10 protein-coding genes are annotated in these 12,425 nt (G+C 73.7%); 4 read left to right on the forward strand and 6 right to left on the reverse strand.

What is annotated here, in order from left to right; genetic code table 11:
- Positions 1–49 precede the first annotated feature (49 nt).
- Together AB0E91_RS15470 and AB0E91_RS15475 are read right to left on the reverse strand one after the other, a co-directional pair.
- On the reverse strand, positions 50–1,519 hold the full coding sequence (locus tag AB0E91_RS15470) for a hypothetical protein (protein ID WP_361780817.1): 1,470 nt from the start codon (positions 1,517–1,519) through the stop codon (positions 50–52).
- A gap of 200 nt (positions 1,520–1,719) precedes the next feature.
- Positions 1,720–3,105, reverse strand: coding sequence for a transcriptional regulator (locus AB0E91_RS15475; RefSeq protein ID WP_361780820.1), 1,386 nt, complete (start codon positions 3,103–3,105; stop codon positions 1,720–1,722).
- A 322-nt stretch (positions 3,106–3,427) separates the two neighbouring features.
- Here AB0E91_RS15475 and AB0E91_RS15480 point away from each other — a divergent pair, with 322 nt between their 5' ends.
- The 3 genes from AB0E91_RS15480 to AB0E91_RS15490 all read left to right on the forward strand — a co-directional run bounded on the left by AB0E91_RS15480 (position 3,428) and on the right by AB0E91_RS15490 (position 6,516).
- Entirely contained in the window at positions 3,428–4,081 is a 654-nt protein-coding gene (locus AB0E91_RS15480) for a bifunctional DNA primase/polymerase (protein WP_361780823.1), read from the forward strand.
- A 69-nt stretch (positions 4,082–4,150) separates the two neighbouring features.
- The gene (locus tag AB0E91_RS15485) at positions 4,151–4,927 is read left to right on the forward strand and encodes an ABC transporter ATP-binding protein (RefSeq protein ID WP_361780826.1); all 777 of its coding nucleotides are present in this window, start codon (positions 4,151–4,153) and stop codon (positions 4,925–4,927) included.
- Positions 4,924–6,516, forward strand: coding sequence for a transporter (locus AB0E91_RS15490; protein ID WP_361780829.1), 1,593 nt, complete (start codon positions 4,924–4,926; stop codon positions 6,514–6,516). The genes AB0E91_RS15485 and AB0E91_RS15490 overlap by 4 nt, the downstream gene beginning before the upstream one ends.
- A 200-nt stretch (positions 6,517–6,716) precedes the next feature.
- Here AB0E91_RS15490 and AB0E91_RS15495 read toward each other — a convergent pair whose 3' ends face one another.
- Together AB0E91_RS15495 and AB0E91_RS15500 are read right to left on the reverse strand one after the other, a co-directional pair.
- Entirely contained in the window at positions 6,717–7,571 is an 855-nt protein-coding gene (locus tag AB0E91_RS15495; RefSeq protein WP_361780832.1) for an alpha/beta hydrolase, read from the reverse strand.
- Between the two features lie 328 nt (positions 7,572–7,899).
- The gene (locus AB0E91_RS15500) at positions 7,900–8,592 is read right to left on the reverse strand and encodes a metal-dependent transcriptional regulator (protein WP_161179097.1); all 693 of its coding nucleotides are present in this window, start codon (positions 8,590–8,592) and stop codon (positions 7,900–7,902) included.
- 517 nt (positions 8,593–9,109) lie between these two features.
- Between AB0E91_RS15500 and AB0E91_RS15505 the strand changes: the two genes are divergently transcribed.
- Entirely contained in the window at positions 9,110–9,865 is a 756-nt protein-coding gene (locus tag AB0E91_RS15505; protein WP_361780835.1) for an SIS domain-containing protein, read from the forward strand.
- Between the two features lie 9 nt (positions 9,866–9,874).
- On the opposite strand, the gene AB0E91_RS15510 is transcribed toward AB0E91_RS15505, so the two are convergent.
- Both AB0E91_RS15510 and pdxH read right to left on the reverse strand, forming a co-directional pair.
- Positions 9,875–11,254 (reverse strand): PAS domain-containing protein, encoded by a 1,380-nt coding sequence (locus tag AB0E91_RS15510; RefSeq protein ID WP_361780838.1) that lies wholly within the window; start codon positions 11,252–11,254, stop codon positions 9,875–9,877.
- Positions 11,255–11,667: 413 nt separating this feature from the next.
- Positions 11,668–12,354, reverse strand: a complete 687-nt coding sequence (gene pdxH / locus AB0E91_RS15515) for a pyridoxamine 5'-phosphate oxidase (protein ID WP_161183697.1) — start codon at positions 12,352–12,354, stop codon at positions 11,668–11,670.
- Positions 12,355–12,425 lie beyond the last annotated feature (71 nt).

Consider the following 12,425-nt stretch of genomic DNA (forward strand, 5'->3'; position numbering starts at 1 on the left):
GCGAAAGGGCCCGGCGCCCGGGGATCACCCCGGGCGCCGGGCCCTTTCGTCACAGCTGGGTCGGCTGGCGCGTGGTGAGGCCGTACTTGCTCGCGATGGTGTTCCACAGCTGGGCGGCACTGGCCTTCTGGGAGCTGGCGGTGCCGCTCGCCCGGTCGCCGGCCTGCGTCTGGTTGGTGGTGCGGGCCCGGCCCTTGGGGCAGCCCCGCTTCCCGGCCGCCTGACCGGCCCAGGCCGCGTAGTGGTTGTCGGCGGAGGCTGATGCCTGCCAGGCCTTGGTCAGCGACTCCTTCAGCGCGGCGTTGTCCGGCAGCTTGTCCAGGGACAGTTTGCCGAGCCGGCCGACCAGGTCGGTGCGCTGCCGGGCGGCGTCGCGCAGGTCGGTGGCGGCCTGGCCGAGGTCGCGGCAGGCCTTGATGTTCTCCACCGAGCGGATCACCTGGGCGCGGCTGTTGCCGCTGTCGGCGAGCACCTGGTCGAGCGCGGCCGCCTGCTCCTTGGCCGGGTCGGCGCCCGCCGGGGCGGACGACTGGGTGCCGGCCGGGGCCGAGGCGGCGGCCGGCGCGGGGTCCGGCTTCTTGTCGTCGCCGCCGCTGCTGAGCAGCGCGCCCGCGCCGATGCCGAGGACGACGATGCCGACGCCCACGGCGGCGATCACCGGCACCCGTGAGCCGGTGCGGCCGCCGCCCCGGCGGCCGTCCTCGTCCTCGTCCAGCGGCGGCCGGTAGGCGGACTGGATCGGCGGCCGGTAGGCGGGCTGCCCGGAGATCACCGGGGCCTGGCCGACGGGCGCCGAGGGGACGCGCGGCATCTGCTGGGTGGCGCCCTCACCGGCCTGCGGGCCGCGGAAGAGGTTGTCGAACTCGGCGGGCGGCTGCCGCTCGCCGTCGTCGCCCGGGTAGGGCGGGATGTACTGGGTGGCCGCCTCGGCGTGCGCGTGTGCGGGCTGCTGCGCCGGGCCGCCCATCTCGGGCGGCAGCGCGCCGCCGGGCACGGGGGGTATGTACTGGGTGGCCGCCTCGGCGGCGCCGCCGCCGGGGACCGGGGGTATGTACTGCGTCGCGCCCTCGGGGCCCGCGCCGGGCACCGGGGCCATGTATTGGGTGGCGGCCTCGTGCATCGGGGGCATCGGCGCCCCGGCCCCCGGGTAGCCCTGTGCGCCGGTCGCGTCACCGGCCGCCGGGTAGCCCTGTGCGCCGTTCGCGTCGCCGTACTGCGGGTACGCCTCGCCGCCGTACGACGGCGCCGGGGCGCCCTCGGGCGGCATCGGGCCGGGACCGCCCGGCTGTTCGGGGACGGGCCAGTGCTGGGTGGCCTCGTGGGACCAGCCCTGGCCCTGCTGCGCGGCACCCTGGCCGGGGCCCCACTCACCGCCCCAGGTCTGGCCGCCGGGCGGCGCGGAGGGCGCGGGTGCGCCCGTCGTGCCCGGCAGCACGGGCTCGCCTCCGTCGGAGGGCAGCACGATGCCTTCGTGCGCGGCTCGCGCCGAGGGCTCCTCGCCCTGTCCACTCTGCGTCACCGGGACTCCTGTGAATGGGGGACCTTCGGAATCGTCGGCTCACGCTACCGGGTCTGTCGAGCCCGATGCCACGCAGCTCAGGGCCACAGCGGCTTCCCTGTGACCGCCGTAACAAAACCTGCCCCCACCACGCTGTATTCGGCACCCGCGAGCGAAGCGGGTGCCGTTCACCGTCCCTTCACACCCGGACGGCCACGTGTTCAGGCCGCCTGGCGCACGTCGAGCCGCGCGCCGAACTCCCTTACCACCGCCTCCTCCCGGAACGGTTCGAGGCGCTGCTGAAGGTCCGTCAGATATTCGGCGCCCCGGTCGGAACGCAGGGTCTCGAGCAGTTCCACCGCCTTCATACCGGTGCCGCACGCCTGCTCGATCTCGCGCCGCTGCACCTGAGCCGTGGCGAGCAGGACATAGCCGATGGCGCGGCGCCGGGCCCGCGACTCCGGGTGTCCGGCGAGCGACTGCTCGGCATAGCGGGCCGACACCTCAGGGCGGCCGAGGTCGCGGTGGCAGTGCGCCAACTCGTCGGCCAGATAGGCCTCGTCGAAGTGCGCGATCCACGCCGGGTCGTCGCCGTCGGCCGTCTCCGCGCGCTCCAGCGCCGCGATCGCCCTCCCCGAGGCGGTCTCGGCCGAGCGTACGTCACCGAGCAGCGCGTGCCCGCGCGCCTCGGCCGCGTGGAACATCGACTCCGCGCGCGGGGTCACCCGGCCCCGGGCACCCTCCTGCGCGGCCCGCGCCAACTGGGCGATCTCGCGCGGGTTTCCGAGCTGTGCGGCGAGATGGCTCATGGAGGCGGCGAGCACATAGCCGCCGTAACCGCGGTCACCGGCCGCCTGCGCCAGGCGCAGCGACTGGATGTAGTACCGCTGGGCCAGGCCCGGTTGGCCGGTGTCCACCGCCATGTACCCGGCCAGCTCGGTCAACCGGGCGACGGCGGAGAAGAGTTCACGCCCGACCGCCTCCCGGTACGAGCCCGCGAGCAGGCCCGAGACCACGCTGTTCAGGTAGTGCACGACGACCGGGCGCACATGCCCGCTGCCGTAGGTGTGGTCCAGGCCCACCAGCGCCTCGGTCATGGAGCGCACGGCCGCCACGTCGGAGCGGCCCACGCGCGGGCCCGCCTGCCGGGCCACCGCCGCGTCCGGCGCGGAGATCAGCCAGTCACGGCTGGGCTCGACGAGCGCGGAGGCGGCGACGGAGGAGCCGGACAGGAAGTCCCGCCTGCCCACGTCGCTGCGCCACAGCTCGCAGACCTGCTCGATGGCCCCCAGTACGGTCGGCGAGAACTGGAGACCCACGCCCGAGGCGAGGTTCTTGCCGTTGGCCATGCCGATCTCGTCGATCGTGACCGTACGGCCGAGCTTGCGGCCGAGTGCCTCGGCGATGACGGCCGGGGCGCGCCCGCGCGGCTGCTGGCCGCGCAGCCAGCGGGCCACGGACGTCTTGTCGTAGCGCAGGTCGAGACCGTGCTCGGCGCCGCACATGTTGACGCGCCGGGCCAGCCCCGCGTTCGAGCACCCCGCTTCCTGGATCAGTGCTTGCAGCCTTTCGTTCGGCTGCCTCGCCACTAGCGGCCTCGCGGCCATCCGCTACCCCCTGCGAAACCCTGGAGCGTGAAGATCCGGCCGGACGATCCGGTCGATTCAGATCACTGCCCAGTCGACATAACGTCAATGCGCGACATGTGCGGTTTGCCGGGGTAAAGGCGGCGGCCTCTCCCCCGGGACGGGTCCGGCGGCACCCACCGCGCCTGCTTCCGGCCCCTCGGACCTGGCTACCCGCGCCACGCCCCCGACCCTCCCGCGCGCCCCCGAACATGCCCCCATGCGCCCCAAATGCCGGGCCAATGCTCCTCCCCGGCGCGCGGGCGGGCCGTAACCACCGTCCGGCGGGGGAGTTGAGTGGATCGTGACCGACACGAGCGCGGGCCCCGGGGCCGCCCAGATTCCGCACCAGCGCACGGAGTCCCTGCTGGAGACCGCCGTGCGCTACGCCGACGAGCGGCGCTGGGACGTGGTGGCGGGCAGCTGGCTGGAGACGATCGGCGGGCTGCTGTTCTGCTCGTGCGGGGACGGCTCCTGCCCCGCGCCGGGGGCGCATCCCACCCGGCCCGACTGGGCGACCCTGGCCACCCGCAGCGTGCGGGCGGTGCGCGGGATGTGGCAGCGGCGGCCGACGGCGTCGATCCTGCTGCCGGCCGGCCGCACCTTCGACGCGCTGTCCGTCCCGGAGGGCGCGGGCCTGCTCGCGCTGGCGCGCATACAGCGCATGGGCCTGATCCCCGGCCCGGTGATCCGCACGACCGACCGCCGGGCCCAGTTCTTCGTGCTGCCCGGCGGCGCCGCGAAGGCGCCCGACCTCCTGCGCCGGCTCGGCTGGTACCCCGCGTCCCTGGATCTGAGCTCTCTCGGCGAGGGCCGCTACGTCACCGCCCCGCCGACCCGTGTCGGCACCCGGGGCGCCGCCCAGTGGGCCGCCCCGCCGACCCTGGCCAATCGCTGGCTGCCGGACGCGGAGGAGGTGATCCCGGCGCTCGCGTACGCGTGCGGACGGGATCGCTGATCGACGAGCTGTTCGACGAGTGGGCCGGGCCCCTCACCAGGAACGCCCAAGTCCCCTTAGGGTTTCGGCATGACCGAGGCAGCAGTGCGGATACGGGGACTCTGGAAGCAGTTCGGGCAGCATGTCGCGGTCGGGGGGATCGACCTCGAACTGCCCGCCGGAAAGTTCATCGGACTGGTCGGTCCCAACGGAGCGGGCAAGACCACCACCCTGTCCATGGTGACCGGGCTGCTCCGGCCCGACCAGGGCAGCGTGGAGATCGCCGGACAGGACGTCTGGCGCGACCCGGTGGCCGTCAAGGCCCGGATCGGGGTGCTCCCGGAGGGGCTGCGGCTCTTCGAGCGGCTGTCCGGGCGGGAACTGCTCGGCTACTCCGGGCGGATGCGCGGGCTGCCCGGCGCCGAGGTGGACAAGCGGGCGACCCAGCTGCTCGACGTGCTCGACCTGGCCGGGGCCCAGCACAAGCTGGTCGTCGACTACTCGACCGGCATGCGCAAGAAGATCGGACTCGCCGCCGCCCTGCTGCACAACCCCGAAGTGCTCTTCCTGGACGAGCCGTTCGAGGGCGTGGACCCGGTCTCCGCGCAGATCATCCGGGGCGTCCTGGAGCGCTACACCGCCTCCGGCGCCACCGTCGTCTTCTCCTCGCACGTGATGGAGCTGGTGGAGTCGCTGTGCGACTGGGTGGCCGTGATGGCCGCCGGACGCATCCGCGCCACCGGCCCGCTGGCCGAGGTGCGCGGCGGACACCCCACGCTCCAGGCCGCCTTCCTCGAACTCGTCGGCGCGCACGACCGCGCCACCGGGTCCGACCTCGACTGGCTGGGCGGCGGTGCCCCGCGATGACCGCACTGACCCCCACCCTCGTCCGCCTCAAGCTGTCGCTGCTGCGCGGCGGGCTGCGCCAGTCGGCGGCCCGCCGGGCCGCGTTCGTCTGCTCGACGGTCGCCGCGGTGCTGATCGGCCTGCTCCAGATGACGGGCCTGATCGCGCTCGGCGGGTTCGCGCACGTCGAGAACGTCGTGGTGATCGGCGCGGCCGTGCTCGCGCTCGGCTGGACCGTGATGCCGCTGTTCTTCCCGAGCGGCGACGAGACGATGGACCCGACCCGGCTGGTGATGCTCCCGCTGCGGCCCCGGCCGCTGGTACGCGCCCTGCTCGCCGCCTCGCTGGTCGGCATCGGCCCGCTGTACTCCCTGCTGGTGCTGACCGGCTGCGCGGTGGCGCTCGCGCACGGCCCCGCCGGCTGGGCGGCCGCCGTCCTCGCCCTGCCGCTCGCGCTGCTGGTGTGCGTGGCGCTGGCCCGTACGGTCGCGGCGGCCAACGTACGGCTGCTGACCAGCCGCCGGGGCCGGGACCTCGCGGTGCTGAGCGGGCTCGTCATCGCCGTCGGGGCGCAGCTGCTCAACTTCGGGCTGCAACGGCTGGGTTCGTCGTCCGGGCTCGAACAGCTCGGCCCGGTGGCCGATGTGCTGTCCTGGGTGCCGCCCGCCTCGGCGCTGGCCGCGGTGCACACGGCGAGCACGGGGGCGTACGGCGTCGCGCTGGCCCAACTCGCACTGTCCGCCGCCGCGTTGGTGCTGCTGATCGCGGCGTGGTCCCGCAGTCTGACCCGGCTGATGACCTCCCCGGACGGCTCCACGCTCCAGGGCGCCGACACGGACGCGCCCGACCGTGCCTCGGCGGGCCTCCTCGGCCGGCTGCTGCCGGGCGGCCGCACCGGCGCCGTCATGGAACGCACCCTGCGCTACATCTGGCGCGACCCCAAGACCAAGGCCGCCTGGGTCACCTCACTGGCGATCGGGCTGATCGTGCCGGTGTTCAACGCCGTGCAGGGCACCGGGTCCGTCTACTTCGCGTGCTTCGCCTCGGGGATGCTCGGGATGCAGATGTACAACCAGTTCGGGCAGGACTCCTCCGCCTTCTGGATGGTCGCCATGACCATCTCCTCGCCCCGCGACGCCTACGCCGAGCTGCGAGCCCGCGCGCTGGCCCTATTGCTGATCACCCTGCCCTACGCGCTGCTGGTGACCGGGGTGACGACCGCGCTCCTCGGCGACTGGGACCGGCTGCCGGAGGTGCTGGGACTGTCCCTGGCGCTGCTCGGCGCGATGCTGGCGACCGGGGCGTGGACGTCGGCGCGGTTCCCGTACTCGATCCCGCAGGAGGGGCACCGGAATGTCGCCCCGGGGCAGGCGGGGCTGGCCTTCGCGGCGATCTTCGGGGGGATGATCTCGGCGGCGCTGCTGTGTGCGCCGGTTATTGCCGCGGTGATCTGGTTGAACGTGTCGGAGGGGGGTGCGGGGTGGACGTGGGTGCTGCTGCCGCTGGGGGCGGTTTATGGGGCGGGGGTGACTGTGGCGGGGTTGCGGTTGGCCGCGCCGCAGACGGTGGGGAGGTTGCCGGAGATTTTGGTGGCGGTCAGTCGGGGCTGAGGGGTGGTTCTGGGGGGTGTTCGGGTGCGGCGCCGTTTGGGCTGGTCGCGCAGTTCCCCGCGCCCCTAAAAAACCGGTCCTCGCGCCCCTGAAAGGCACCGGTCCCGCGCGCCCCTGAAAACAGCCAGTCCCCGTGTCCCTCAAAGACACCAGTTCCCGCATCGCTAAAGAACAACAGTCCCCCCGCCCCTGAAAGTCGTTCAGGCCAAACCGCTCAAGAACGGCTCCACCGCTCTTCTCCAGGCCGCCGGCTGGTCGTAGTGGATGAGGTGGCCCGCGTCGGTGATTTCCGCGTACTCGCCCCGGGGGAGGACGCGGACCATCTCCTGGGCCTCGGCGCGGCCGAGTTCGCCGTCGAGGCCGCGGACGACGAGGGTGGGGCAGGTGACCTGGGCCAGTTCCTCCCAGTGGGCGTCGTGGACCCAGGTCTCGCGGGTGCGGAGCATGCGTTCGGGCTCGAAGACGGGGCGCCAGCCGTCCGCGCACTCGTGCATGACCTCGGCGTAGAACTCGCCGCGGGTGGGGCTCGGGCGCTCCAGGCGGGGGTCGTCCTCGCCGAACCATCTGCGGACGTCCGCGAGCGTGGCGAAGGGGACCGGCCAGGAGCGGAACCACTCGTCCCACTCGCGCTGCGAGGCGGCGCCGAGCGCGGAGGCGCGCATGTCGCAGATGACGAGCCCGCGCACGAGGTCGGGGCGGCGGGCGGCGAGCTGCCAGGCCGTCAGGGCGCCCATGGCGTGGCCGATGAGGACGGCGGGGGCGAGACCGAGCTGTTCGAGGGCGGCCTCGGCGTCCGCCACGTAGTCCTCGCGGGTGCAGGCGGCCGCCGGAGGGTGTTCGCTGCGGCCGTGGCCGCGCTGGTCGAGCGCCACGGCCCGGTACCGCTCCGCGAGCCAGCGGGCGGTGGCCGCCCAGTGCGAGGCGCGGCCCATCAGCCCGTGGAGCAGCAGCACGCCGGGCATGGCGGAGTCGGCCCCCTCCTTGGGCGGGTCCGCGAACTCCCAGGCGGCCAGCCGTACGCCGCCCGCTCCTGTCACGTCGATACGCCGTGCCATCGCCTGGCACCCCCCAGCCTTGCCTGCCTCGTACCGGTGTACTGCCCTGCCGTTGTCGTATGCCGTGGTCCGTCGTCCTGCTCTCGCAGACTATCGAACTGCTATTCGAACATCGGGTATGTGCGAGAAACACCCCTCGTTCGAGTGACACCAGAAGAGGAATGATCGCCACCGCCGAGGGGATCTTCTCTGGCGAGGGGGGCGGACCGCTCGGGGAAAAACGGTCCGAAGGCTGACCCTGGGAGCTCGGGGCTCCGGGTCAGCGTCCGGGGAGGTGAGACCCCGGCGCCGCGGCGGCGCCGGGGTTCTCTTTCGTCCGGTGTTCGTCTCAGCGCTTGGCGACGAAGACGTGCGAGGCGACCTCCGAGGCCAGCTCGGCGGCCTCGCCGCCACTGCCGACCAGGACACCGCCCGCCGACTCGGTCACGCTCACCACGGAGCCGGGCTGCACGCCCGCCCGCCGCAGCGTGTACATCAGCTGCGCGTCCGTCTGGATCGGCTCCCCGATCCGGCGGACGACGACCGTCTTGCCGTCCTGGCCCGGGTCGAGGTCGGCCAGCGAGACCATGCCCTCGTCCAGGAACGGGTCGGCGCCGTCCTTCTCGCCCAGCTCCTCAAGCCCCGGGATCGGGTTGCCGTACGGCGACTCGGTGGGGTGGCGCAGCAGTTCGAGCACACGGCGCTCGACCGCCTCGCTCATCACGTGCTCCCAGCGACACGCCTCGGCGTGCACCTGCTCCCACTCCAGGCCGATGACGTCCACCAGCAGGCACTCCGCGAGGCGGTGCTTGCGCATCACCCGGGTGGCCAGCCGGCGGCCCTCGTCGGTCAGTTCCAGATGACGGTCGCTGGCCACGGACACGAGCCCGTCCCGCTCCATGCGCGCCACCGTCTGACTCACGGTCGGCCCGCTCTGGTCGAGCCGCTCCGCGATGCGGGCGCGCATGGGGACGACGCCTTCCTCTTCCAGTTCGAGGATGGTGCGGAGATACATCTCCGTGGTGTCGATCAGACCGGACATACGTGCCCCTCGATTACCTCTGCCGGAGGCTCACCGCTCCCCGGCGCGTGCGCTGGCCCAGACCTCAATTCTGCCGGATACCACCGACAACCGTGCCGCCCCGGCGAAACCGGCGTGCGGCGGGGGGCGAATCGGGGCAACGACGCCGACGCGATCCGTCTCCGACGCCGACGCGAGCCATATCCGACGCCGACTCGGCCGCCCCGCCCCGACAGGTCCGCCCGAAAAGCCACCGAGACGACCGCCGGAGCCCCGAAGGACCGACCGAACGGCCGAGCCCGACCCGAACGCCACCGGGCCGGGGCGCCGAGCCCCGGGACCGGGCCGCCCGAAAGGCCGGACAGCCGGACAGGAAGGCTGGTCCGGGGTCGCTGCCAGGTCCTGCGCCGATCCCCGCTCGCCCCGCACCCAACTCCCGCGCCGGACAGCCGCCGAACCGCCGGAGGCACCCCGTATTGACACCGAGATGGTCCAGACCGCACCGTGATCCGCGACACCGAGCGCGAAGGGGCACCGGATGAGTGACGGCACGCCTGCCGATCTGTTCTTCGACGCCGCCGCGGAGCTGTTGCGGCGGGTGCGGGAGGAAGAGGGTGGGGCCATCGCGGAGGCGGGGGTCCTGCTGGCGGACACGGTGACGGACGGGGGGCGGCTGTTCGCGTTCGGGGCCGGACACTCCTCACTGGCCGCGCAGGACGTGGTCTACCGCGCCGGCGGCCTCGCCCTGATGAACCTGCTCGCCGTGCCCGGAGTCGTCGGCGTCGACGTCACCCCGGCCACCCTCGGCTCCGCCCTGGAGCGGGTCGACGGCCTCGCGAGCGCCGTACTGGACAGCTCACCGGCCCGCGCCGGGGACGCCCTGGTGATCATCTCCCTGTCGGGCCGCAACTCCCTGCCCGTCGAGATGGCGCGCGGCGCCCGGGAACGCGGCCTCAAGGTCATCGGCGTCACCTCCGTCGCGTACGCCACCGAGACCGCCTCCCGGCACGCCTCCGGCACCTTCCTCAAGGACCACTGCGACGTCGTGCTCGACTCGAAGATCGCGGTCGGCGACGCGGAGCTGAGCCTGGACTCCGTACCCGCCCCCTTCGCCCCCGCCTCCACGGTCGTGACCTCGGCCCTGATGCAGGCCGTGATGGCCACCGCCGCCGCCGAACTGGCCGGACGCGGCATCGAGCCCCCACTGCTGCGCTCCGGCAACGTCGACGGCGGCCACGACTGGAACACGCGGATCATGGAGAAGTACGGCGACCGGATCTTCTACCGGCACTAGCCACAGACGTCACCGCCCCCGCAGAACCTCCGCCAGATCCAGCGCCGCCCCGATCCGCGCCGCCACCTCCTCCGCGTACGCCACGTCGGACCGGTCGAAACGCCCCCGCCCCGGCCCGCGCAGGAAGGTGACGACGCCCAGCGTGCGGCCCCGGCTGCGCAGTACGGCGCACAGCGCGTGCGCGGTGTCGGCGGGCCACAGCCGGGCCCGCGCCCACTCGCGCGGCCGCTCGGCGGGGCCCGACCCGGCGTCCACGCGCACGGTTCCGTTCCGCTCGCAGCACTGGAGCGCGGGGTGCCCGGCGCCGTACCGCACGGGCAGCCCGGAGGTGGCGGGCGGCGCGTCCGGGCCCGGCGCACCGGCGGGGGTGGCGGCGAGCCGTACGAGCCGCAGGGCGCCCTCGTTCTCCGGCCCGGGCGGCACCGGCACCGCCCGGTCGAGCAGGGCGTGGTCGGCGAAGCCCGCGAGGGCGAACTCCAGGTGGACCACGGCCGCCTCCGCCGGGTCCTCGCACTCGGCGGCGGCACGGGCCGCGCGGTGCAGCTGGTTGGAGCGGAAGCGCAGCCGGGACGCCTCCTGCTCGCCCTGCCGGGCCTCGGTGACGTCCTGGAAGAGCCAGCCGACCCCGAGCGGTACGGGCTCCTCGGCCAGCGGCGAGGCCAGCCGCACGAAGCCGCTGCGCCAGCAGCGCCGCCGCTCCCCCTCGGCCGTCCGCACGGTCACCCACATCTCGGCGGGCCCGGGCGGGGTGCCCTCGGCCAGCACATGGGTCAGCGCGCTCTCCAGTTCCTCCACACCCTGTGCGAGCAGCTCACCGAGCGGCCGCCCGAGCGCGGACGTACGGCCCACCCCGAGCGCGCGGGCCGCGTGCGCGTTGACGACGGCGGGCCGCAGATCGGCGTCCACCAGCACGACGCCCCAGGACGCGTCCTCGAACAACGCCTCGCTGAGCGCGATCGACCGCTCCAGGTCGATCTGCGCGTGCACCTCGCTGAAGGCGCAGTACAACCCGGCAGGGCTGCCGTCCGGCCCCCGCACGGCGGCGGACTGGGTCCTGACGAGCACCCGTCCCCCGTCCTTGGTGACCAGCGCGAACTCGTGCACCTGCCGCCCCGGCGCCCGCATCGCGGACATCAGCCGCCGCTGCACCTCCTCGGCGTCCGCACTGCGCACCGCCCACCCGGCGAAGCCCGGCCGCCCGACCGCCTCTGCGGCACTCCACCCCAGAATCCGCTCCGCCTCACGGTTCCAGTGGGTCACGACCCCCTCGGCGTCGAAGGCGCACAGGGCCGCGTCCATGCCGTCCAGCAGCGCGGCGAGCAGATCCTCCCCACCCGGCTCCCCCGGCCCCAGCTCATCGGTGGCCCCACCACGCCGGGAAGCACTCACCCTCGACCCCCTGGAGGCTGCGTCGGGCACACCCCTCGGCACCCGTTCCGCTCACTGGCCTGCGTCGTTCAATGTCATTCAACTCGACGGTGACACAGCCCACACGGAGTTCCGCGAGATTGCGGCGCCGAAAATCGTTTGAAGCGTGTGCGACGACTTCCTAGGCTGTGGAGCACACACGAAGGGAGGTGGTTCGGCAGATGTACGGAAACCGGACGCGTGAGGTGGCTGCGGGCTAGCGGCCCGACACCACGCCTCGTCGAGGGTGCCGGACCAGCGCGTGCGCGTCACGCGCAGCCGGCCAATCCATCGCAGTCGCCCGACCCGTGAGCTCGCCGGTACGTCCGGCCGGCTCTCCGCCCCGGCGGAGGACCCGAGCTCGCGGGTCGTCTGCGTTTACGCGCCTTACGGGGTCAGGGGCTGAGGCGGTCGACCGTCCAGGTGCCGTCCGGGAGGGCGGTGTAGCGGAGGCGGTCGTGGAGGCGGTTCTCGCGGCCCTGCCAGAACTCGACGGTCTCGGGGGCGACGCGGAAGCCTCCCCAGTGGGGCGGGACGGGGACCTCCTCGCCCTCGGGGTAGCGGGCGCCGAGCGCGGCGTACGCCTCGTCCAGTTCGGCGCGGGAGCCGACCACCGTGGACTGCGCGCTGGCCCAGGCGCCCAGCTGGGAGCCGTGCGGGCGGCTGTGGAAGTAGGCGGCGGTCTCCTCGCGGCTGGTGCGGCGGGCCACGCCCGAGACGATGACCTGGCGGGCGATCGGGTGCCAGGGGAAGAGCAGCGAGACGTACGGGTTCCCGGCCAGGTCACGGGCCTTGCGGGAGTCGTAGTTGGTGTAGAAGACGAAGCCGTCGGTGTCGTAGCCCTTCATCAGGACCGTGCGCGAGCCGGGGCGCCCTGCCGGGTCCACGGTGGAGACGACCATCGCGTTGGGCTCGTACAGCGTGCCGTGGACGGCCGCGCGGGCGGCGTCGGCGAACCAGCGCGCGAACTGGTCCATCGGGTGGACCGCGAGTTCCGTCGTCTCAAGGCCCCGGGCGCGGTACTGCTTGCGCATGAACGCGGGGTCGGTGGCGGGGTCGGGCATGGTGTCGCGATCGGTCACGCGGCCATCCTGCCGCATGGGGGCGTACGGGCCGCGGGTCCACTCCCGGCGCACTTCCGGCGCGCTCCCGC

Source organism: Streptomyces sp. NPDC026659, from assembly GCF_040638245.1.
Taxonomy (GTDB): domain Bacteria; phylum Actinomycetota; class Actinomycetes; order Streptomycetales; family Streptomycetaceae; genus Streptomyces.

Excerpts from the sequence above, each read along its gene's own strand:
- AB0E91_RS15490 (WP_361780829.1), top strand. The coding sequence starts at position 4,924 with ATGACCGCACTGACCCCCACCCTCGTCCGCCTCAAGCTGTCGCTGCTG.
- AB0E91_RS15495 (WP_361780832.1), bottom strand. The coding sequence starts at position 7,571 with ATGGCACGGCGTATCGACGTGACAGGAGCGGGCGGCGTACGGCTGGCC.
- AB0E91_RS15505 (WP_361780835.1), top strand. The coding sequence starts at position 9,110 with ATGAGTGACGGCACGCCTGCCGATCTGTTCTTCGACGCCGCCGCGGAG.
- AB0E91_RS15500 (WP_161179097.1), bottom strand. The coding sequence starts at position 8,592 with ATGTCCGGTCTGATCGACACCACGGAGATGTATCTCCGCACCATCCTC.
- AB0E91_RS15475 (WP_361780820.1), bottom strand. The coding sequence starts at position 3,105 with ATGGCCGCGAGGCCGCTAGTGGCGAGGCAGCCGAACGAAAGGCTGCAA.
- AB0E91_RS15485 (WP_361780826.1), top strand. The coding sequence starts at position 4,151 with ATGACCGAGGCAGCAGTGCGGATACGGGGACTCTGGAAGCAGTTCGGG.